This is a genomic window from Kribbella sp. NPDC050281, from assembly GCF_040655855.1.
Lineage (GTDB): Bacteria > Actinomycetota > Actinomycetes > Propionibacteriales > Kribbellaceae > Kribbella.
The window spans coordinates 1-21,249 of the sequence record NZ_JBFAKS010000039.1 but is presented as its reverse complement, the minus strand read 5'-3'; the positions used below and the strand labels follow the sequence as shown (position 1 = coordinate 21,249).

The following is a 21,249-nucleotide window of genomic DNA, read 5'->3' as shown; positions in this document are numbered from 1 at the left end:
TGGCCCTTAGTCGTGCACCGCGCGGTCGGCGAGGTCCTCGACGTCGTTGACCTTGGCGACCGTCAGCCGGAGCGGGACCTCCTTGATGAACAGCACCGCGATCAGGCTGACCACCGCACAGGCGGCCGCGATCAGGAAGATCTGACCGGTCGCATCGCCGTACGACTGCCGCACAAGCTCGGCCAACTGCGCCGGCAGGTGGCCGACGTCCAGCAGGCTGGTGCTGCCGGAGCCACCCTCCTGCAGTTTGCGCGCGGCGTCGGCGCCACCCGGACTGGCGAGCAGACCGGCGACGATCGAATCCTGCACCCGGACCGCGAGGACGGCACCCAGAGCCGACACGCCGACGGCACCACCCAGGCTGCGGAAGAACGAGACCGTGGCACTCGACGCACCGATCTGCGAGACGTCAACGGTGTTCTGTACGGCGAGGACGAGGTTCTGCATGGTCATGCCCATGCCGAGACCCATCGCCAGCATGCCGAGTCCGACGTACCAGTACGGCGTGGTGTGGTCGATCGTGCCAAGCACCGTCAGGCCGCCGACCAGAAGGATGCCACCGGCAACCAAGTAGCGCTTCCACTTGCCGAACCGGGTGATCATCTGACCGGAGCCGACCGAGCCGAGGAACGACCCGAGCATCATCGGGATGGTCAGCAGACCGGCCTCGGTCGGGCTGTAGCCGCGGGCGATCTGGAAGTACTGGCCGAGGAACAGCGCGCTGCCGAACATCGCGACACCGACCGCCAGGCTGGCGACGATCGCCAGCGCGGTGGTCCGCTCCCGCACGACCTTCAGCGGGACCAGCGGCTCCTTGACCCGGTTCTCCACCAGCACGGCGAGGAAACCGACCAGCAGCGTGCCGCCGACGAAGAGCGCGGACTGCCACGACATCCAGGCGAAGTCGTGACCGGCGAAGGTGACCCAGAGCAGCGGCAGGCTCGCCGCAATGCTGATCAGCACCGCGCCGAGGTAGTCGATCCGGACCTTGCGCTTGATCAGCGGCAGGTGCAGGTACTTCTGCAGGATGACCAGGCTGATCACGGCCAGCGGGACGCAGACGTAGAAACACCAGCGCCAGCCGAGCCACGAGGTGTCGACGATGACGCCACCGATGAGCGGACCACTCACGGTCGCGACGGCCATCACCGCACCCATGTAGCCGGAGTATCGGCCGCGGCTGCGGGGCGGGATCGCCGCTCCGATGATCGCCTGGGCCAGCGCCATCAGGCCGCCCATCGCGAGGCCCTGCAGGACGCGGGCGCCGATCAGGAACGGCACGTTGTGGGACATGCCGGCCAGTGCCGACCCGACCACGAACAGGGAGATCGCCAGCTGGACGAGCAGCTTCTTGCTCATCAAGTCGGAGAGCTTGCCCCAGATCGGCGTGGACACCGTGGTGGCCAACAGGCTCGCCGTCAGCACCCAGGTGTACTGCGTCTGGGTCCCTTCCAGCTCGGCGATGATCGTCGGCAGGGCGTTGCTGACGATGGTCGAGCTCAGCATCGCTGTGAACAGCGCGGCGAGCAGGCCGATCAGGATCTCGAGGATCTCGCGGTGGGTGAGTTCCGGCGCGGTGGGCACAGGCGCACGCCGGGTCTCGATGACAGTCATCAGTCTCCTGTGGGTTGAGATCGCCTCACGCTCGTGGCGGCTTCGGTGATGGCGCGGGCGATCCGCTGCATGGTTTCCGCAGCGGCAAGGAGCGCGTCGTCGTCGAAGTCCGCCATGGCGGTACGAAGTTGCTGGGTGTAGGTGGAGTACAAGGCCTCCAGCTGGGCCTTGCCTTGGGGAGCCAGGCTGACCAGCCCGACCCGCGCATCGGCCGGATCCGGTCGACGGCTCACCAGTCCGTCGGCCTCCAGCGCGGTCAGCTGCCGGCTCACCACCGACGCGTCGACGCCGAGCTTGGCGGCGATCTCACCGCCGCGTTGCTCACCGTCCCTGAGGAGGACCCTGAGCACGCTCGCGTCGGAGCGGCGCAGCCGGCCTTCAGGGATCAGATGCCGATGCTCGATACAACGCACGGCCCGTACCAGCGAGCTGACTCCTTCGAGCAGCTCCTGGGCCGACGCGTCCCGCTCTACCCCCGGGACGAGGGGTTCCTGAGCTAGTTGCATAACCCAACTATATGTCAAAGTAGTTGGTTTCTGCAACCATATGGCAGACTGGCCGGTTTCAATTACGGAGCGTGAGAAATTCTGGAGAAGGGCGCCATTCTAGCCACTCTCCGTCTATCATCCTCCGAAGGGGAGCATTTTCTGGGGAGTGCACCGAAGTCCAGGGGAGCGACTGAGGTGAGGCCATGAAGGCCACGGGAATCGAACAAGCACGCTTTGAGCCGACTGTCCTCAGTGCGGTACGCCGCTACTGGGTCATGGTCACGGTCATCGCTGTGCTGACGGCCGTGGCAGCGGTGGGGTACTCGATGCAACAGGCCGAGGTGTACCGCGCGTACGCCACGGTCACGGTGCCGCAGAGCACGCTCGCCGAGGGTGAGGCCCGCACGCAGTACTTCGACGGTCAGGTGCTGCTGCTGCAGTCCCAGGAGGTGGCCGACCGCGCGGTCCGCTTCGCCAACGCGGAGTTGAACGGCAACGCGCTGACCCGGCGCGACTTCGCGGGCGAGGACAGCTCACTGGAGATCACCCCACCGGAGCAGGCCACACCGGGCGGCTTCGGCTCCAGCATCGTCGCGCTGACCTTCACCTGGCCGAGCAGCAAGGTCGCCCAGGCCGGTGTCAACGCGGTGCTCAAGGCCTTCGATGACGCACGGTCCGCCTCCATCGCGGCTCAAGGTGCGGCCGATGTCGCCGCGGTCCAGCGAGCCATCGACGACGCCCGGACCCAGGGCCAGCGGACCGACCTGCAGAACCAGCGGACGCAGACATTGGTAGATCTGCAGCTGGCCCTCGCCACCCACCCGACCGTCACCTGGGCCGCCGAACCGCAGCTGCCGATCAACGGCAACGCGAAGCGGTCCGGTGCGATCGGGCTGGTGGCCGGCCTCGCCCTGGGTGCCGTACTGGCCTATCTGCGGGCCGGCCGCCGGCGGTGTCTCGACGACCGCCTCGACCCGGTCGCGATCTACGACGCGCCTCTCCTCGGCGACATCCCGCCGACCGGCCGGAACCGGATCCGATCCACCTTGTCGGCTAACGCCCATCCCCTGCCGATGGCCGCCGATCCGCAGTCCGCGGCCGCCGAGGCGTTCCGGTTCACCGCGGGGTCCGTCGAGCGCCTGCGCTCCGGCCGGGACCACCGGATGGCCGTCGTCTTCCTCTCGGCCGAGAGCGGATCCGAGCGGAGTACGGTCGTCGCCAATGTCGCGCTCGCGGTAGCCGAGAGCGGGACGCCCGTACTGGCGGTGGACGCCGATGCGGGCGCGAGTGCCCTGACCGGTCTGCTTCTCCCCGGCAGCCCGCAGTCCGACGGCTTCGAACAGGTCGTGGCCGGGTGCTGTCCGGTGTCGGAGTGCATCGAGCCGAGCCCGCTCAACGCGGACGTCACCGTCCTACGGGCGGGTCCCACCCGGGTGCGGCGGACCAGCGGCACGGCGTACGCCGAGGCGGTGGGGAAGCTGATCGCCGAGGCCAAGGAGTCGTTCGAACTCGTCCTGATCGACAGCCCCGCCGTGCTGACGGCGGCGAACGCCGTCGAACTGGTGCAGGACTCCGATGCGACCGTCGTCGTCCTCGGCCCCGGCGAACAGGTGCAGGACCACGTGACAGTGGTGGAGCGACTCGAGCAGGTCGAGCCCAGTGTCGCCGGCTACATCTACCGGCGGACCGGTCCTGGACCGAAGGTCGTCGGCTGGCTGCGAGCGCGGATCGGATCTGAGCCCATGCAGCCGGTCGAAATGCTGGCATTCCGGCCCGGCAGGGGCCGCCGTACATCGGCACACCAACCACAGGACTGATGCGGGATGTCCTTGCCCGCAGGTACTCCGCGCGAGCTCGGCGGTGACCTGCGCGCGCCGCCTCCGGACGCATCGGGACGTCTCTGGATCCTGTACGGGCGGTTGCTCGGGCCTCTCCTGGCCGGCTACCTGCTGCTCGACCGGGCCTTCGCCTACGTCCATCTGCCCGGTAGCCCGTTGTTCGTAGGCGAGATGGTGCTGGGGGTGGGCGCTGCTGCCGCCGTCGTGGCCACCCACTACCTCAAGGTGCCGATCAGGGACGAGTCCATCCTCGCGCCGCTCATCGCGTTCGCCGCCTGGGGACTGATCCGGACGGTGCCCGGCGTCGCGACGTACCACCTGGACGCGGTGCGGGATGCCGCGCTCTGGTTCTACTGCCTGTTCGCGTTCTTCGTCATTGCCGCGCTGGCCAGGTCCCCGGAGCTCCTCGACCGGTGGACGAACGGGTTGAGCCGGTTGGCTCCGTGGCTGCTGCTCTGGCTGCCGTTCGCCGTCGTGCTGTATCCGCTGTCGGACAGTGCCCCCACGGTGCCGTTCACCACGGTGTCGGTGCTGTCGCACAAGGCCGGGAGCTCGGCCATCGCCGCGCTGCTCGTGCTCGGGTGTATGTGGCTCCTGCCCGGGACGCGCAGCGCTCGGAGCCGTACGGGCTGGAGCTTGATGGCGCTCGTCGTGGTCGCACTTGCCGCCACGCAGAATCGCGGTGGCCTGCTCGGCGTGATGGCCGGTGGCGCGGTCGGACTGGCGTTCCTCCGCAACCGCGTGGGGCTCGCCGCCCGCGTCGTACTCGTGATGACTGTCGGCCTGGGACTGGCCTCACTGCTGTCGCTGAAGGTACCGCTCGGCGGCCTGCAGGGGCGGGAGTTCTCGGCCACCCAGCTGATCTCCAACGTCGTGAGCCTCGGTGGAAAGGAAACCAGCGGCAACCTCGGCGGCACCGTCGAGGGGCGTGAGCAACTCTGGTCGCGCATCCTCGACAAACAGGTCGCGGACGGCCATCTGATCGACGGGTCCGGCTTCGGCCAGAACCTGGCCAGCGAGGTCGGCATACTCGATGCGGGCAAGGACTCGCTGCGGAGCCCGCACAACTCGCACCTGCACATCATGGCCAGGTTGGGTCTGGTCGGCATCTCGTTGTGGATCGCCTTGTGGGTGGGGTGGTACTGGCGCATGATCGGCGGCTGCCGGCGGCTGGCCCGCGAAGGGCTCCACACCAGGCGTCAGGTGGGCGTGCTCTCGCTGATGGTGACGACGGCCGTGCTGGTGTCCTGCTTCTTCGATCCCCAGTTGGAGGGACCGCAGGTCGCGGCGCTGCTGTGGACCACGTTCGGGATCGGGGTGGCGGTGACCACAGTCCGGCCCTGGTTCCGTGGCGGGATGGGACCGTGAGATCCAGGACGCGTTGGATCGCGGTGATCTGCCTGCTGGCGGCATCGCCGGCCGTGTCGTGCGACGGCGAGCCGACCGACACCGCTTTGCCTGGCCGCGCCGGACTGACCGGGCCTGTTGGTCCGGTTCCGAGATCCTGTGACGGCGTCTCGGTCGGTCCGTCCGAGGACCTCCAATCGGTCATCGACGCGCACGCGGCCGGTACGACGTACTGCCTCTCCCCTGGCACCTACCGGCTGGAGCAACCCCTGGAGCCGAAGCAGGGTGACGCGATGATCGGTCGTCAGGGCGCGGTGGTCAGTGGATCGAAGGTACTCACCGGCTGGCAACAGCGGAACGGTGTCTGGTCGAACACGGGCTTCCTGCCCACGGAGCCGGGCGACCACGGCGAGTGCGTGGAATCCGTGCCGACCTGTGCGTACGCCGAAGACGTGTTCGTGGACAAGCAGCGGATGAGTCGGGTCGGATCCAGGTCGGCCGTCACCGCCGGCACGGTCCATGCCGACTACGCCACGAACACGATCACCATCGGCGACAACCCTGGCCTCCACCTGGTCGAACAGGCCGTCGCTCCCAGCCTCATCAGTGCGGCCGTCGACAACGTCACCGTCGCCAACCTCGTTCTCGAGCAGGCCGCCAACGAGGCACAGGTGGCCGTCGTCGAGACCCGCCGGACCACGCCGGATGGCATGGGGTCCGGCTGGCGGATCTCGCACAACGAGGTGCGCCTCAACCACGGCGTCGGCCTGGGGCTGGCCGACGGAGCCGTCGTCACCTCGAACTTCGTGCACCACCAGGGCCAGCTCGGTTTCGGTGCCTGGGGCAACGGATCGGTGGTGAGCGGCAACGAGATCTCGTTCAACGGTGTGGCCGGCTACTCGGCGGACTGGGAAGCGGGCGGGAGCAAGAGCTGGCACACCGACCGGCACGCGGTCAGGCACAACTACGTCCACGACAACCTGGGCCCGGGCCTGTGGACCGACGGCGGCAACATCCACACGGAGTACTCGTTCAACAAGATCACCGGGAACTGGGGAGCCGGCATCCAGCACGAGATCAGCTACGACGCCACCATCAAGGACAACGAGATCTCCGGCAACGGCCGACGGCACAGCGGCTGGGCCTGGCAGGCCGGCATCCAGATCCAGTCGTCGGGCGGCACGGGACTCATCGAGGTCGCCGGTAACACCCTCGGCGAGAACGCCAACGGCATCGCCCTGATCGAGAGTGGCGGCCGTGCCGACGAGGAGCCGGCGCCGCACGGACCACACGTCGTTCGCAACGTCTGGGTCCACGACAACCGCGTCACCTTGTCCACCGGCCAGACGACCGGTGCGGTCCAGGACATCGGAGACGCTGCCGTCTACACGGGAGCCAACAATCGCTTCGAGAACAACACGTACTTCGTGCCGTCACTCGACGAACCGTACTTCTCCTGGAACGACACCGACCTGACCTGGGCCCAGTGGCGCGAGGCGGGCAACGACAGCGGTGGACGGGCCCAACGCACCGGCCGCTGAACGCGGGCCGACGTCGCCGGTCAGCTCAGGTCGGCCGTGGCCGGTCGGTTGACGTCGGCCGTCGGCGGTCAGGTGAGGTCGGCGTTGAGGCGGGCGAGGAGGCGGCCGAGGTCGGCCAGGTCGGTGGGATTCCAGCGGTCCAGGATGGCTCTGAACTCGGTCTGACGCTGGGCACGCATGGCACCGAAACTGTCGGCGCCGGTGGCGGTCAGCCGGAGCAGACGGGCGCGGCCATCGTCAGGGTCGCCGACGCGTTCGATCAGGCCGAGGTTCTCCAGCTGGGTGATGCCCCGGCTGACGGTGGACTTGTCCAGGCCGAGCGCCTGGGCGACGTCGGACGCCCGGACGCCGGCACGACCGCCGGACGTGCCGAGCTCGATCTGGGAGATCAGTGCGTAACCGGCCGCGTCCATGTCCGGGTGCACCCGGCGCGCCAGCCGCAGCGACGCCGACCGGGAGCGCCGGAACAGCGCCGACAACTCCTGCTCGATGTCCGCGAGCATGCGCTCCCTGTGCTCGGTCCGCGGCGACTCGACGACCTCGTTCACCGGACCACGATCCCGGCGTCGCGCAGCGCCTTCTTGACGTCGGCGATCCGGAAGTCGCCGAAGTGGAACACGCTCGCGGCCAGTACGGCGTCCGCGCCGGCCTCGATCGCGGGTGGGAAGTGCTCCGGCGCCCCCGCTCCCCCGCTGGCGATCAGCGGGATGTCGACCACCTCGCGCACCGCCCGGATCAGCTCCAGGTCGAACCCCTGTTTGGTGCCGTCGGCATCCATCGAGTTCAGCAGGATCTCCCCCGCACCCAGTTCGGCACCGCGCCTGGCCCACTCGATCGCGTCCAGTCCGGCCGACTTGCGGCCACCGTGCGTGGTCACCTCGAAACCGCTCGGCTGGTCCGCGGCCCGCCGTACGTCGAGTGACAGCACCAGCACCTGGTTGCCGAACCGGTGGGCGATCTCGCGGATCACGTCCGGACGGGCGATCGCGCCGGTGTTGATCCCGACCTTGTCCGCGCCGGCCCGCAGCAGCCGGTCCACGTCTGCCGCCTCGCGCACACCGCCGCCGACGGTGAGCGGGATGAACACCTGCTCGGCGGTCCGCCCGACCACGTCGTACGTCGTCTCCCGCGACCCCGAGGACGCGGTGATGTCGAGGAAGGTCAGCTCGTCGGCACCCTCCGCGTCGTAGACCTTGGCCATCTCGACCGGGTCTCCCGCATCGCGCAGGTCGGTGAAGTTGACCCCTTTCACCACCCGCCCGCCATCCACGTCCAAACAGGGGATCACCCGCACGGCAAGAGTCACGCGGAAAGGGTACCGACTCGACCCTGGGAACCCCGCCTGAGCGTCCGGCGAGACCCCTCCCGCGGGTCAAGAGGCCGGCAGTAGCCAGATGTCGTCGCGAAGCAGCACGACGGGACCATTCGGCGTGGTGGCGGTGACCGACAGACCGTCGCCACCGACGACGACATCGGTGTGGACGGACGAGTTGTTCAGCCCGAGGGCGTAGCGCTCGTCGGGCGTCAGCTCCAGGCCTTTGTCGACGGCGAAGGGGAAGCTCTGCCCCCAGGCGACGTGGCAGCCGGCGTTCTCGTCGAACAGGGTGTTGTGGAAGACGACACCTGCCTGCGCGATCCGGGACTCCTTGTCGACCAGGGCCACCTCCCCCAGGCTGCGGGCACCCGGGTCGGTGTCGAGCTGCGACCGGACCAGGTCCGCCCCGGTCGTGGCCGAGACCTCGGTGATCCGGCCGTCCGCGAACGTGAGCCGCAGGTCCTCGACGAGTTGGCCGGCGATGACGACCGGCCGGGTCAGCCGGACCACACCGTCCGCGCGGCGTCGGTCCGGGCTGGTGAAGACCTCCTCCGTCGGGATGTTCGGCAGGTACGCCACGCCGCCCGGGTCAACCGTCGAGCCGCCGGTCCAGCGGCAGTCGGGCAGCAGGCCGACGGTCAGGTCCGTACCTTCGCCGACGTACCTGAGCTCGCTGATCTGCAGGGCATCGAGGGCAGCACACCGAGCCGCGAGGGCCGCCGACCGTTCCCGCCAGGCCCCGACCGGATCGGTCTCGTCGAGGCGCATGGCCTGGGCAACCACGCCCCACAGCCGGTCGACGTCCGGCTCGCCGTACACCTGAGTGGCCCAGTCGGCGTTCGGAGCGGTCACCACCGTCCATCGCCACCCTTCGGACATGACAGCCTGCTGCATGGCGATCGCCTCTTGCCTTCGTACGGCGGCCATCCGTGCGGGGCCGATCCCGGCGTACAGAGCCGGATCCGGTGTACCGACCAGGGCGATCGATGCGATCCCGTCGTCGGTCCAGCTGCGAGTGCGTTCCAATGCCCAGGGCCGGTCTGCCGTCAGGGCCTCCAGGTCGGCGTGCATGAGGTCGGACCGCCGGACGACGGCGTCGGACCAGAGAACCTCCACCCACCGCGCCCCGGCGAGATAGGCACGCTCGACCACCAGCCGGGCGATCTCGGCCTGGGCGACGTCGGCGGAGACCACCACCCCCTGCCCGGGCTGCACGTTCACGCCGACCCGGACCGCCAGTTCGGCGAATCGCCGTAACCATTCCTCGTTCATTCCAGCCCCTGACCTCGATATTCACGTTAGGGTGAACATTGACAGACGGGTGAACATTGGGCAAGAAGGAGCGCCATGCAGCCACCAGCCGACGTCTCGCCGGTCCGGGTGATCACCGACCTCGAGACGATGCGGACCCTCTCCGATCCGACCCGGATCGCGATCCTGCGTGTACTGATGAGCGGAGGCCGGTCCGCGCCGGTGATGTCGGCCAAGGAGATCGCGGCGGCACTCGGCGAACCACAGACGAAGCTCTACCGCCACCTCAAGCAACTCGAGGCGGCCGGCCTGATCCAGGTGGCAGAGACCCGGCTGGTCTCCGGCATCCAGGAGCAGCGCTACCGGACCGCCCAGTTGACCTTCACCCTCAGCCGGGAACTTGTCACGGACCCATCGGCGTCCACCGAGTTCGCCGACACCCTGTCCTCTGTCTTCAGCGAGTTCCACACCCAGTTGACCGGGAACCTGAGTGCAGGGCGAGTGCCGATCGGCACGGAGGCGGAGACGCCGCTCGGCCTGTTGATCGGGCGAGGGATGGTCGCCCGCGTGAGCCCCGTCCGCGCCGCGGACTTCCGGCGTCGGCTGCTGGCGCTCCAGAACGAATTCGACACCCTCGCGGACGACGACCCGAGCGGCATCCCGGTTCACCTGCTGATTGGCTGGTACGCGGTCGTCGATCCGGAGTGAGCCAATACTAGTTGCACTGCAACTAGATGCCATGTAACCATCCAACCGTGAAAACCACTCTGATCGCCGCGCTCGTCGCGGCCACCACCTCCGTCCTTCCGGCGTCCGCGGCAGCGCAACCACCGGCCACCCACTGGTCGGCCGCCTGGACCGCCGCGATGCAACGCCCCTCCGCTGACAACTCGAACTGGTCCACCGCCGGCTTCGACCACCAGACGATCCGGCAGACGATCCGGCTCAGCACCGGCGGTCGCAGCCTGCGGATCCGGCTGTCCAACCAGTACGGCGCCAAGCCGCTGCACGTGACCGGCACGACCCTGACCAGGGCCACAGGCGGACCACACGACACGGTGACCTTCGACGACTCACGCCGTACCACTGTCGCGGCCGGCCGAACGATGACGTCGGACCCGGTGACCATCGCGACCGACGCCGGAGACCAACTCGTCATCAGCCTGTACGTCGACGGCGCCACCGGGCCCGCGACGTACCACGAAGACGGACTCACCACGACCACCGCCGCGCCCGGCGATCACCTGTACGACAGCGTGGCCGGCGGGGAGACCAGCCATTCCGTCTACTACCTCACGGGCGTCGATGTGACCGGCGCGGCCAGCACCGTCGTCGCCTTCGGCGACTCGATCACCAACGGGCACAACTCGACCGTCGACGCCGATCGCCGGTACTCCGACACACTCGCGGAGCGCCTGCAGTCGAGTCGGCTGGGAGTGGCCAACGTCGGCATCACCGGGAACCTGCTGCTCAGCGAATTGCCCTGCTTCGGCGCGTCAGGCGTGTCCAGGTTCGACCGCGATGCGCTCGGGCAGCCGGGTGTTCGCACCGTGATCGTCGAGGAAGGCGAGAACGACATCTGGGACAGCGAAGGCAACTTCGGCGGCTGCGGCGTCACGGCCAGGGTCACCGCGGACCAGCTCATCGCCGGCTACCGGAGCATGATCAAGGCCGCGCACTCACGCGGCGTCCGGATCGTCGGAGCCACGATCACGCCGTTCAAGGCCGACTACATGCAACCGGCGGACTTCGCGCGGGCGGAGGCGATCCGCGACCAGGTCAACACCTGGATCCGGACCTCAGGCCAGTACGACGCCGTCGCCGACTTCGCTCGAGCCGTGGGAGACCCGTCCGACGAGCAGCAACTCAACCCGGCGTACGACTCCGGCGACCATCTGCACCCCAACGACGCCGGGTACGAGGCGCTGGCGGTGGTTGCGTCCGAGGCACTCTCCGGACGCAACCAGCGGTGACTACTTCCAGGCGCGGCGCTTGGAACCGGCCGGCTTGAGCGGGGCGGTGGACTCCCAGACCCGGCGCCAGCGGGCGGCGTCGGGGCCGGACTGGGACGGGGACGCGCCGGCGGCCACGCGGCGGCGCGCCTCGTACCAGGTGGTCGACTCCTCGTCGAGGAGGGCCGAGACCGCCGCGGAGATCTTCGGCGCGAACTCGCGGGCGCTCTCCCCTTCCGCCGGGCTCAGCGGATCGCCGTACCGGACCGCGACCGAGGGGCGGCCAGGCACCGGCCAGCCGCGGCCGCGCGGCATCGCGGCGAACGAGCCTTTGATGCCGACCGGGATCACCGGCACGCCGTGCTCGACGGCCAGGTACGCCGCGCCCATCCGGAACCGCTCCATCCAGCCGTCCGGCGACCGGGTGCCCTCCGGGAAGACGACCACGTTCCAGCCGTCGGCGAGCAGGTCGCCCGGGGTCGAGCTGAGCTTCCCGCCGCGGCGCTCGATCGGGAACGTGTTGAACACGATCGCCGACGCGGTCGCCCGCCACCAGGTGTCGAAGAAGTAGTCGGCGGCCGCGGCGACGGCGGTCTTGCGGCGCATCGCGTCGGGCAGCGTGCACAGCACCAGCGGGGTGTCGAGGTGTGACGAGTGGTTCGCCACGATCAGCGCCGGGCCGTGCAGCTTCAGCAGCGAGTCGAGCCCGCTGACCTGCGGGTTGACCTCCCATCGCAGCACCGAGTTGAGGGCGCCTTTCTGAAGCACCTCGCGGACCGCGATCGCCGCCGGAGTCCGGGCCCACTTGGTCGGGAAGACCGTGGTCTCCTTCGGGATCACGTACGGCTCGGCTGACCGCGGCACCTGCGGCCGCCGGCCCCACCGCCACCCGCGCGCGACCTGCTTCACGTCACGCGCGGTGTCGCGGCTGAACTTCACCAGGCTGGTCCCCATCAGCGCACGTCCGCGAGCAGGTGCGGCGGGTTGTGCAGGTACGTGATCGAGGGCGACCGGCCGACCGAGTGGCTGACCATCTCCAGCGCGTCCTGCAGCGTCGAGGCCGACCGGAAGCCCATCCGCTCGACCGTCTTGCGGTTCGCGCCGACCCAGACGATGTCACCGCAGTGGTCCAGGGCGTGGGAGATCCAGTACCACATGTAGAACGGGTGCACGCCGTGGTACGCGTAGGACGTGCGGTACAGGTGGATGTACCACGGGTCCTCGGCGTACTGCTTCTCGAACTTGGCCTCGATCGTGGCCGGGTCGGTCGACTCCGACAGCACCTCTTCGAAGAAGTCGACGTACGACGGGTGGTGCAACTGGCTGAACTCGTAGTCGACCGGGTGGTACAGGATCACCGCGCCGTCCTTGCGGACGATCGGGTTGCCCCGGTAGGAGTTGAAGTAGTAGCCCAGCCCCATGCACGCGGCCAGGATCGGGTTCATCACCGAGTTCACGTTGTACGGCCCGACGAACGGCACGCCCATGATCGCTACGTCGGACTGGCCCTGCACCTCGACCAGGTGCTGGCGGTGCACGTTGTCCAGCGTCTTGTCGTGCACCGGCTCGATCTTGCCGGCGTGGATCCCGGTCAGGCCGTAGTTCGACCGGACGTCGGTGAAGATCTTGTGCCGCAGCTTGCCCGGCGCGGCCGCGAGCGCGCGCTTGGTGCCGAGCATCGAGGCCTGGTCCTTGATCGACCACTCCCACTCGCGCTTCTGCAGGAACTCCAGCGGGCCGCCGAAGATGTCGTTGTTCAGCGACGTCTCGATCTGGAAGACCTTGACGTGCTGGGTCAGGATCTCGCCCATCCGCCAGGCCGAGTGGTGCATCTTCGAGGCCTTGTGGTCCATGAAGGACCGCGAGTGGATCATCGTGTGGCTGTTGTGGTGGTGCTTCAGCGACTTGTACGACGCCAGGCCGATCGACGTCGACTTGTGGCCGCCGTCCATCGCCACCAGGTTCACGTTCACGTAGACGAGCAGGTCGGACTCGGCCGCCCGCTTGGAGATCTCCACGTCCTCGCCGTGCTTGGTCTGACCCAGGTGGGTCAGGTTCGCGGTGTCCTCGGCGTCGAAGTTGTAGAGCTTGCCGTCGGGGAAGAAGGACCGGAACACCCGCTCGCCGACGATGTCGCGCAGCTCGTTCGGGGTGAGCCGGCGGTGCAGGGCGTTCGCCGAGATCAGCTCGACGTCGTCCACCCCGGCGGCCGCGGCCAGCTCGAGCACCGCCTCGATGATGCGCTGCCGGATGTCCGGCTTCTTCATCGGCGGCAGCGGGATCGAGATGTCGTCGAACGCGATCGTCAGGCGCATCCCGGCGAACAGCAGCTCGGGCAGCGGCTCGGACTCCAGCGGGTTGAGCAGTGCGTTCTGGATCGCCTCGTCCACGTCCCGCACCGGTGGCAGCGCCTCCGGCGGGTACACCACCCGGGTACCGAGCGGGAAGCGCTCCAGCAGGAATCCCTCACCGTTGTGGACGAGCAGGGGCGGAGTCCGGTCGTCCACCTCAAGCACAAACCCTGGCCGAGACATGTCAGAACCTCTCTCGTACGTCGTGCAGCGCTGTCACGGCCCTCATGAGGCCCTCACATCGAAAGCAACCTTGACCGTGCCGAGTCGGCCGGCCGAATGCGCGTGGTCGATCGCCTCGCGCCAGCGGTAGAGCGGGTAGCGCGCGCCGACCACGCCGTCCAGCGGAGCCTTGGCGGCCAGCTCCAGCGCGGTGTCGAAGGCGGGCCGGCCGTTCGGCTCCTCCCGCGCGGACGCGTAGGTACCGGCCAGCTCCAGCTCCCGGAACCACACCGGCGACAGGTCCGCGCCGGTCGACGGCATGCCGGACAGCACCACCCGGCCGCCGGCCTTGGTCACCCGGAGCACGGTGTCGATCGAGTCCTTGCTGCCGACCGCGTCCACGGCGATGTCGACACCGCCGAGCAGGAACTCCTTGGCCATCTCCGGCTTCAACCGGAACGCACCGGTCGAGCGTCGTACGCCGCGGAAGACCTCGTCGGGCGCGACCACATCGCTGGCGCCGAACGCCCGGGCCAGCTCACGCTGCTTGGCGTGCTTGGCGACAACCGTGATCCGGCCGGCCTGGGTGAGCTCGCGGAGGGCGAGGGTTGCGAAAAGGCCGACCGCACCTGCGCCACTCACCAAGACCGACTGGCCCGGCTCGACCTTGGACCTCAGCGCCGTGTGCACGGCGCAGGCGAGCGGCTCGACCAGCACTGCGCGCTCGTTGGTGAGTGTCTCAGGTACGGCGTACAGCTGGCTGCGGTGCGCGATCATCACGTTGCCCCAGCCACCGCCGGTGTCCTGGCAGAAGCCGGTCTGCAGACCGGGCGCCACGTGGCCGACGGTGATCCGGTCGCACCGGTTGGTGTTGCCGGAAGCGCAGCCCTGGCAGGGCTCGACCCCGCGGGCCGCACAGGTCAGGACGCTGTCCATCACCACCCGGGTGCCCTTCGGCAGGTCCTCGCAGTCGTCGAGCAGTTCGCCGACGATCTCGTGACCGGGGACGAACGGCATCGACACCATGGCGGAGAAGTACAGCTTGGTGGATCCGGTCACCATGCCGAGGTCGGAGCCGCAGATGCCGGACAGGATCGGGCGGATCCGCGCCCAGCCCTCCCGCTCGGCCTTCGGCTCGTTGATGGTGACGAGACGCAGCGGCGCGGCCGGACCGGTCAGGATGCCGGGGATGCGGCCGCCGACCGCCTTGGCCGCCAGGTACTTGGCCGGCGACCGGTACATCTCGAGTGCGAGCATCATCGAGCGTTCACCCCAGGGAGCTCGAGTCGGGACGAAGAGGACGGGGTCTTCCAGTCGACGATCTGCCAGCGCGCGGCCCGGGCGGCCCGGAACAGCGACACGTCCGGCGAGACGGCGACCGGATTGCCGACCACCGACAGCATCGGCAGGTCCGAGTGGCTGTCGGCGTAGGCGTAGGACTTGGACAGGTCGATGTTCGTACCGCGGGCGCGGTGCTTGAGCCACGCCGCCCGGGACTCACCGACCAGCGGCGGTCCGGACAGGAAGCCGGTGCAGCGGCCGCGGTCGTCGACGGCCAGTTCGGCCGCGACGATCTCGTCGAACAGCGGCTCGAGCGGCCGGGTCAGCGGCCGCACCGCGCCGGTGATCAGGATCGTCTTGTGCCCGGCCGCGCGGTGCTCGCGGATCCGCCGTACCGCGGCTCCGCTCAGCCGCTCGAGGACATGCTCGGCGAGGACCTCGTCGACGATGCGGTTCAGTTCCTCCAGATCCGCGCCCTCGTAGCGGCGGTAGATCGTGCGCAGGAAGGTACCGCGGTCCTTGCGTTCGGCCGAGATCAGCTTCGGCAGCCGGCGCAGCATCGCACCGATCTCACCGACCCGCTGGTGGCTGTCCAGCTCGGGCAGCCGCATCCACAGGTAGGTCTCGATCACGTTCGACGACAGCAGCGTGCCGTCCATGTCGAACGCGGCGATGACCTCCGCGTCCTGGGTCGGCTCGACCTTCTTGAGTACGCCGGCCGACTCGGCCAGCGCCTTGTTCCGCTTCTTCCGTACGACGTCCAGCCGGCGCAGCGAGTCCGTCACGCTCGGGCAGTGCACCTCTTGCAGGTAGTGCTGCCAATCCACGATCGAGGTGTCGCACCAGAACTTCTCCCGGTCGTCACCCTCGAGCGCGTTGTGCAGCGCCAGCACGTTGTCGTCGATGAACTGCAGCTCGGCCTGCGCGTACTCGGAGTACAGATCCATGTAGCGGCGGAGGAAGTCGAGCCGGCGCTTCTGTACGTCCAGCTCCCGCGCGTACTTGCGGACCCGTTCGCTCCGCGGCACGGTCGTGATGATCTTGTCGGCGATCTTGTGGGCCTTCTCGCCGTACCGGAGCATGCTCTCGACCGAGTCGCCGCCGGGGAACTTCCAGACCGGGAGCCGGACCGCGCCACGCTCACCGAGGTCGAACGGGTGCTTGGAGAAGTACGCGCGGACACCGGCGTACAACTGCTCGAAGGTCAGCGGATTCCGGGCGCCGGAGCTGACGTGGTAGTACTCCGGCTTGTTCAGCTCGGGCTCGGTCGCCATCACCGCGCAGATCGCGCCGACCACGTGGTCGACCGGGATGATCTCGACGACGGAGTCAGGGCTGGCCGGGAACTCCGGCAGCTCACCGCGGCCGTAGGCCAGGATCAGCGGCTCGGCCATCTTGAAGCCCTCGATCCAGCCCGGGTGCGGGCTCTGCACCGCGGACTCGATGATGGCCGGCCGGACGATCGAGGTCGGCAACTTGGCCGAGAACTCCTCGACCACGCGCTCGCCGAGGGCCTTGGTGAACGTGTAGCAGTCGGTCCAGCCGAGACTGCGGGCGCGCTCGGTGCCGGTCTCGACCAGCTTCTTCGCGACCCACTCGGTCCGGCGGCGCTCGGTGTCCGTCGCGGCGGTCAGGTGGCCGGCCCGGCGGTGCAGCTTCTCGGCGTCCTTGCGGAACTTCGCCAGCATCGGCGCGGACCGGGACTGCTCCTCGATCCGGGCCTTCATCGCCATCCCGGCCTCGGCCTCGCTCCGCCAGTCGACACTGTGCTCGACCGACGCCTCGGGGATCGCACCCCGGCGACGGCCCGCGGTGTAGGCCGTGGAGATGTGCACGTAGTGGACCGGCCGCGCCGTTTCGACGATCCGCTCGAGCAGGCTCTTCGTGCCGAGCACGTTCGTGGTGAACGCCTCGTGGATCGGCGGGTCGAAGCTGACGTCGCCGGCGCAGTGCACGACGATGTCGAGATCCTTCGGCAGTTCCGGTACGTCGGACAGGTCGCCGTCGATCACCTGGATCCGGGCACTGTTCAGCGCCTCGGCGTCGGCGTACTCGGTGCCCTCGCCGTAGAACGGCTTGAAGATGTCCTTCTTCAGCAGTTGCGCCATCCGGTCGGTGCCGTTGAGCGACCCCTTCGGGCGGATGATCGCGACCACGGTGGTCCCGGGCAGGTCGCCGATGATCCGGTGCAGCAGCGCCTCACCGACGAATCCGGTGACGCCGGTGACCAGGACCTTCTTGTCCTTGAGCTTGTCGGCCAGACTCACTGGTCGCCTCCACGCGTGAGTTCGAGTGCCTCGGTCAGGGTGAACGCACCGGCGTACAGGGCCTTGCCCACGATCACGCCCTCGACGCCGTCGGCGACCAGCGTGCTCAGCGCCACCAGGTCGTCGAGGCTGGAGACACCGCCGGAGGCGATGATCGGCTTCGCGGTGCGCGCGCACAGGTCGCGGTACAGGTCGAGGTTCGGCCCCTGGAGCATGCCGTCCTTGGTGACGTCGGTGACCACGTAGCGCTCGCAGCCGGCCGCTTCCAGCCGCTCGAGGACCTCGTACAGGTCGCCGCCTTCTTTGGTCCAGCCGCGGGCCGCCAGGGTCCGGCCGCGGACGTCGAGCCCGATCGCGACCCGGTCGCCGTACTGCTGGATGATCCGGTCGCACCACTCCGGGTCCTCGAGCGCGGCGGTGCCGATGTTGACCCGGCGAGCGCCGGTCGCCAGCGCGGCCTCGAGTGAGTCGTCGTCCCGGATCCCGCCGGACAGTTCGACCTGAACGTCGAGCTTGCCGGTCACGTCGGCGAGCAGTTCACGGTTGCTGCCCCGGCCGAACGCGGCGTCCAGGTCGACGAGGTGGATCCACTCCGCTCCGGCGTCCTGCCAGGCCATCGCGGCCGCCAGCGGATCGCCGTACGAGGTCTCACTTCCGGCCTCTCCCTGCACCAGCCGGACAGCCTGACCGTCTGCCACATCGACGGCAGGCAGCAGCACCAGGTTCTCAGACATGGCCCACACCCTAGATGGCGTTAGTTCGAGTTTCGTAACCCGCTGCCCCGCTGAGTCGTTTAATTCCGATCTGTCGCAGCCATACCAGTCTACCTACTGGTTTCATCGATCTAGGGTGGCTGAATGGTCACGCTGGAGGAGCTCGAAACGGATCCGCATCCGGCGCTGGCGGCACTGCGGCCGGTGGGTTGGGTCGATGCCCTGGACAGCTGGGTCGTCGCGAGCCGCGAGCTCGCACTGACGGTTCTGCGCGATCCCGACACCTTCACGGTCGACGATCCGCGCTTCTCCACCGCGCAGGTCGTCGGCCCGTCGATGCTCTCCAGGGATGGCGCCGCGCATGCCGCCCACCGCACGCCGTTCGAGGCCCCCTTCGGCTTGGCCGAGACCCGCCGACGGTTCACCTCAGTCGTGCAACAGACCGTCGATGAGTTGGTCGGTGCTCTTGAGCCGCGGTCTTCGGATCTGCGCCGTACCGTGGCCGGTCCGTTGTCCGTGGCGGTCGTGGCGTACTCGCTCAGCCTGCCGCCTGCCTCGGCCTCGACAGTGCTGGACTGGTACGCCGCGATCTCCGACTCGGTCACGGGCGTCTCGGCCGGACGTCCGGTGACACCGGAGGGTGCCGAGGCGTTCGGCCGGCTGCACGCACACGTTGCCGCAGGCATCGAGTCGACCGACTCCCTGATCGCGGCCGCGGCCCGCGCGGGGCTGGGGGTCGACGACGTGGTCGCGAACGCGGCGGTGCTGATGTTCGGCGGGATCGAGACCACCGAAGGCATGATCACCAACGCGCTGTGGCACCTGCTCAACCACCGGGACCAGCTCGAGGTGATCCTCGCCGACCCGTCCCTGCTGCCCAACGCGATGGAGGAGTCCCTGCGCCTCGAACCGGCTGCCGCCGTCGTCGACCGCTACGCGACGCGTGATGTGGAACTGGCCGGCGCGTCCATCCGCCGCGGGGACCTGGTCACCGTGTCCCTGGCCGGTGCCGGTCGCGACCCCGCCGTCTTCCCCTCCCCCGACGACTTCGACGTACGCCGCCCCAACGCCCGCCGCCACCTCGCCTTCGCCAGCGGCCCGCACATCTGCCTCGGGATGCACCTCACCCGGCTGGAGACCCTGGCCGCGGTCGACGCCGTACTGCGCCTGCCCGGCCTGCGACTGGCGCCGGGCTCTCCCCCACCGCGCGGTCTGGTCTTCCGGAAACCGTCCGCCCTCAACGTCCTTTGGGACGCGTGAACCGGCTCATCGTGCTCGCCCAGACACGGACCGGGAGCAGGCGGGCGATCTTCATCAGGATCGCCATCGGCACCGGGAAGACGATCTCCGCGCGGCCCTGCTCCAAGCCGTCGCAGATCGATCGGGCGGCCTCGTCCGCGTCGATGATGAAAGGCATCGGGAACGCGTTCGTCTCGGTCAGCTCGGTCCGGACGAACCCCGGACAGACGGTGACCACGTCGACGCCGGAACCGGCGACCGCGATCCGCAACGCCTCCAGCAGATTGATCTGCGCCGCCTTGGTGGCGCCGTAGGCCTCGGCTCCGGCCAGGCCGCGGTAGCCGGCCACCGACGCCATCCCGACGATCGCGCCCCGCCCGCGCTCGAGCATCGGCGGCAGCATCGCGCCGAGGACGTTGTTCAGGCCGAGCAGGTTGACCTCGATGTGGCGGGCGAAGAGATCCCGGTCCCAGGCGGTGGCATCCAACTGCTCCCAGGTACCCGCACTGAACACGACCAGGTCCGGCTCACCGATGTCGTCGGCGACCCGTCCAGCGGCCCTGTCGACCGCCTCCCGATCGGTCACATCGAGCGGTACGACGGCCATCCGCCCGCGGGCGACGGACTCCAGCCGATCGGCCCGCCTGGCCGAGATCGCCACCCGGGCGCCCCGGTCGGCCAGCTCGGCGGCCAGAGCGGCACCGATCCCACTGGATGCGCCGACCACCCAGACGGTCTTGCCGGCGAGGGCGCTCATCGCGATCCCCGGGCCAGCTGCAACTGACCGACATCGAGGTAGCCGGACGCGAAGCCGGCCTCGCTGTAGGCCAGGTACAACTCCCACATCCGGCGGAAGTTCTCGTCGAAGCCGAGCGTCCGGATCCGCGGCCACTGCTCGTCGAAGCGCCGCCGCCAGCGCCGCAACGTCTCCGCGTAGTGCAGGCCGAACCGGTCGTCGGCGACGATCCGCAGCCCAGTGGGAGCCAGGCTGTCCTCGATCGCTCGCCGGGACGGGATCAGTCCACCCGGGAAGATGTACTTCTGGATCCAGCTGAACGAGTTCCGGGTTGCGAGCATCCGGTCGTGGTCCATCAGGATCGCCTGCAGCGCGATCCTGCCGCCGGGCGCCAGCAGCCGGTCGAGCGTGCCGAAGTACGTCGGCCAGTACTCCGCACCTACCGCCTCGATCATCTCCACGCTGACGATCGCGTCGTACCTGCCCTGCAGGGCCCGGTAGTCCTGCAGGCGCAGCTCGACCCGGTCACCGAGACCGGCCCCGGCCGCCCGGCGTTGCGCGAGTTCGAGCTGTTCGCCCGACAGCGTCACACCGGTGACGTGTGCGCCGCGGCGAGCGGCGGCGATCGCGAGAGCGCCCCAGCCCGTCCCGATCTCGAGCAGCCGGGTGCCCTGGGTCACCCCAGCCAGGTCGAGGATCCGGTCGATCTTGCGCCGTTGCGCGTCCTCGAGACTCTGCGCGTCGTACGGCGGTGATCCGCCGAAGACCGCGCAGCTGTAGCTCATGGTCGGGTCGAGGAAGCCGGCGAAGAGGTCGTTGCTCAGGTCGTAGTGCGCCTGGACGTTGCTGCGCGCGCCGGACAGGGTGTTGCGCAGCCGGCCAGGGATCCGCTGGTCCACCAGCCGTCGCAGACTGGTCAGCGGGCCGGGCAGCAAGGTTGTCACCCGGGCGCCGCGTCGCATGATGCGACTGCCGTGCCCGATGATCTCCCCTCCACGCTCAGCCTCCGGCACAAGGCCACGGCAGCAGGCTCGTCCATGGTTGAAGCCAAACATTAAAGATGAGACGGCGCGGTATTTCGAGCGGGTATGGCGCCGGATGATCCTTACGGATCTGCCCTCGGACATCTGACCAAATAGTCGCGAATAGCTTAG

The 21,249-nt window shown here is 68.9% G+C and carries 18 protein-coding genes; 6 read left to right on the top strand and 12 right to left on the bottom strand.

Annotated elements, in window-relative coordinates:
• Window positions 1-6: 6 nt before the first annotated feature.
• Window positions 7-1,614 (bottom strand): MDR family MFS transporter, encoded by a 1,608-nt coding sequence (locus tag AB0I34_RS33360; RefSeq protein ID WP_360452833.1) that lies wholly within the window; start codon window positions 1,612-1,614, stop codon window positions 7-9.
• On the bottom strand, window positions 1,614-2,120 hold the full coding sequence (locus AB0I34_RS33355; RefSeq protein ID WP_360452831.1) for a MarR family transcriptional regulator: 507 nt from the start codon (window positions 2,118-2,120) through the stop codon (window positions 1,614-1,616). Before AB0I34_RS33355 ends, AB0I34_RS33360 begins: the two co-directional genes overlap by 1 nt.
• Window positions 2,121-2,305: 185 nt before the next feature.
• On the opposite strand from AB0I34_RS33355, the gene AB0I34_RS33350 reads away from it, so the two are divergent.
• From AB0I34_RS33350 to AB0I34_RS33340, 3 genes are read left to right on the top strand one after another with little or no spacing between them, the layout of a single operon-like run.
• The gene (locus AB0I34_RS33350; RefSeq protein WP_360452829.1) at window positions 2,306-3,919 is read left to right on the top strand and encodes a Wzz/FepE/Etk N-terminal domain-containing protein; all 1,614 of its coding nucleotides are present in this window, start codon (window positions 2,306-2,308) and stop codon (window positions 3,917-3,919) included.
• A gap of 6 nt (window positions 3,920-3,925) precedes the next feature.
• The gene (locus AB0I34_RS33345) at window positions 3,926-5,308 is read left to right on the top strand and encodes an O-antigen ligase family protein (protein ID WP_360452827.1); all 1,383 of its coding nucleotides are present in this window, start codon (window positions 3,926-3,928) and stop codon (window positions 5,306-5,308) included.
• Window positions 5,305-6,828: a right-handed parallel beta-helix repeat-containing protein gene (locus AB0I34_RS33340; protein WP_360452825.1), complete on the top strand. Its 1,524-nt coding sequence runs from the start codon at window positions 5,305-5,307 to the stop codon at window positions 6,826-6,828. The genes AB0I34_RS33345 and AB0I34_RS33340 overlap by 4 nt, the downstream gene beginning before the upstream one ends.
• Window positions 6,829-6,896: 68 nt before the next feature.
• Here AB0I34_RS33340 and AB0I34_RS33335 read toward each other — a convergent pair whose 3' ends face one another.
• The 3 genes from AB0I34_RS33335 to AB0I34_RS33325 all read right to left on the bottom strand — a co-directional run bounded on the left by AB0I34_RS33335 (window position 6,897) and on the right by AB0I34_RS33325 (window position 9,415).
• A complete protein-coding gene (locus tag AB0I34_RS33335; protein ID WP_360452823.1) occupies window positions 6,897-7,376 on the bottom strand; it encodes a MarR family winged helix-turn-helix transcriptional regulator in 480 nt (159 codons plus the stop codon).
• The gene (gene hisF, locus AB0I34_RS33330; protein ID WP_360452821.1) at window positions 7,373-8,134 is read right to left on the bottom strand and encodes an imidazole glycerol phosphate synthase subunit HisF; all 762 of its coding nucleotides are present in this window, start codon (window positions 8,132-8,134) and stop codon (window positions 7,373-7,375) included. Before hisF ends, AB0I34_RS33335 begins: the two co-directional genes overlap by 4 nt.
• A gap of 66 nt (window positions 8,135-8,200) precedes the next feature.
• Window positions 8,201-9,415: an aminopeptidase gene (locus AB0I34_RS33325; protein ID WP_360452819.1), complete on the bottom strand. Its 1,215-nt coding sequence runs from the start codon at window positions 9,413-9,415 to the stop codon at window positions 8,201-8,203.
• Between the two features lie 75 nt (window positions 9,416-9,490).
• Between AB0I34_RS33325 and AB0I34_RS33320 the strand changes: the two genes are divergently transcribed.
• Window positions 9,491-10,102, top strand: coding sequence for a winged helix-turn-helix domain-containing protein (locus tag AB0I34_RS33320; protein ID WP_360452817.1), 612 nt, complete (start codon window positions 9,491-9,493; stop codon window positions 10,100-10,102).
• Between the two features lie 47 nt (window positions 10,103-10,149).
• Entirely contained in the window at window positions 10,150-11,367 is a 1,218-nt protein-coding gene (locus AB0I34_RS33315; protein ID WP_360452815.1) for an SGNH/GDSL hydrolase family protein, read from the top strand.
• On the opposite strand, the gene AB0I34_RS33310 is transcribed toward AB0I34_RS33315, so the two are convergent.
• From AB0I34_RS33310 to priA, 5 genes are all read right to left on the bottom strand, one after another.
• Complete coding sequence (locus tag AB0I34_RS33310) at window positions 11,368-12,300, bottom strand: lysophospholipid acyltransferase family protein (protein WP_360452813.1); 933 nt, start codon at window positions 12,298-12,300, stop codon at window positions 11,368-11,370.
• On the bottom strand, window positions 12,300-13,853 hold the full coding sequence (locus AB0I34_RS33305; RefSeq protein ID WP_360452811.1) for a lactate racemase domain-containing protein: 1,554 nt from the start codon (window positions 13,851-13,853) through the stop codon (window positions 12,300-12,302). Before AB0I34_RS33305 ends, AB0I34_RS33310 begins: the two co-directional genes overlap by 1 nt.
• Window positions 13,854-13,922: 69 nt before the next feature.
• Window positions 13,923-15,119 (bottom strand): zinc-binding dehydrogenase, encoded by a 1,197-nt coding sequence (locus AB0I34_RS33300; protein WP_360452809.1) that lies wholly within the window; start codon window positions 15,117-15,119, stop codon window positions 13,923-13,925.
• Entirely contained in the window at window positions 15,116-17,407 is a 2,292-nt protein-coding gene (locus AB0I34_RS33295; protein WP_360452807.1) for an HAD-IB family hydrolase, read from the bottom strand. Before AB0I34_RS33295 ends, AB0I34_RS33300 begins: the two co-directional genes overlap by 4 nt.
• Window positions 17,404-18,141, bottom strand: coding sequence for a bifunctional 1-(5-phosphoribosyl)-5-((5-phosphoribosylamino)methylideneamino)imidazole-4-carboxamide isomerase/phosphoribosylanthranilate isomerase PriA (gene priA / locus AB0I34_RS33290; protein WP_360452805.1), 738 nt, complete (start codon window positions 18,139-18,141; stop codon window positions 17,404-17,406). The genes AB0I34_RS33295 and priA overlap by 4 nt, the downstream gene beginning before the upstream one ends.
• 123 nt (window positions 18,142-18,264) lie before the next feature.
• On the opposite strand from priA, the gene AB0I34_RS33285 reads away from it, so the two are divergent.
• Window positions 18,265-19,380, top strand: coding sequence for a cytochrome P450 (locus tag AB0I34_RS33285; RefSeq protein ID WP_360452803.1), 1,116 nt, complete (start codon window positions 18,265-18,267; stop codon window positions 19,378-19,380).
• Here AB0I34_RS33285 and AB0I34_RS33280 read toward each other — a convergent pair.
• A complete protein-coding gene (locus tag AB0I34_RS33280; protein ID WP_360452801.1) occupies window positions 19,358-20,116 on the bottom strand; it encodes an SDR family NAD(P)-dependent oxidoreductase in 759 nt (252 codons plus the stop codon). The genes AB0I34_RS33285 and AB0I34_RS33280 overlap by 23 nt on opposite strands.
• Complete coding sequence (locus AB0I34_RS33275) at window positions 20,113-21,108, bottom strand: cyclopropane-fatty-acyl-phospholipid synthase family protein (protein ID WP_360452799.1); 996 nt, start codon at window positions 21,106-21,108, stop codon at window positions 20,113-20,115. The genes AB0I34_RS33280 and AB0I34_RS33275 overlap by 4 nt, the downstream gene beginning before the upstream one ends.
• Between the last annotated feature and the right edge of the window lie 141 nt (window positions 21,109-21,249).

Bases quoted from the DNA above. Each gene is read 5' to 3' on its own strand.
- AB0I34_RS33360 (WP_360452833.1), bottom strand. From the start codon at position 1,614: ATGACTGTCATCGAGACCCGGCGTGCGCCTGTGCCCACCGCGCCGGAA.
- AB0I34_RS33355 (WP_360452831.1), bottom strand. From the start codon at position 2,120: ATGCAACTAGCTCAGGAACCCCTCGTCCCGGGGGTAGAGCGGGACGCG.
- AB0I34_RS33350 (WP_360452829.1), top strand. From the start codon at position 2,306: ATGAAGGCCACGGGAATCGAACAAGCACGCTTTGAGCCGACTGTCCTC.
- AB0I34_RS33345 (WP_360452827.1), top strand. From the start codon at position 3,926: ATGTCCTTGCCCGCAGGTACTCCGCGCGAGCTCGGCGGTGACCTGCGC.
- AB0I34_RS33325 (WP_360452819.1), bottom strand. From the start codon at position 9,415: ATGAACGAGGAATGGTTACGGCGATTCGCCGAACTGGCGGTCCGGGTC.
- AB0I34_RS33320 (WP_360452817.1), top strand. From the start codon at position 9,491: ATGCAGCCACCAGCCGACGTCTCGCCGGTCCGGGTGATCACCGACCTC.
- AB0I34_RS33310 (WP_360452813.1), bottom strand. From the start codon at position 12,300: ATGGGGACCAGCCTGGTGAAGTTCAGCCGCGACACCGCGCGTGACGTG.
- AB0I34_RS33300 (WP_360452809.1), bottom strand. From the start codon at position 15,119: ATGATGCTCGCACTCGAGATGTACCGGTCGCCGGCCAAGTACCTGGCG.
- priA (WP_360452805.1), bottom strand. From the start codon at position 18,141: ATGTCTGAGAACCTGGTGCTGCTGCCTGCCGTCGATGTGGCAGACGGT.
- AB0I34_RS33285 (WP_360452803.1), top strand. From the start codon at position 18,265: ATGGTCACGCTGGAGGAGCTCGAAACGGATCCGCATCCGGCGCTGGCG.
- AB0I34_RS33280 (WP_360452801.1), bottom strand. From the start codon at position 20,116: ATGAGCGCCCTCGCCGGCAAGACCGTCTGGGTGGTCGGCGCATCCAGT.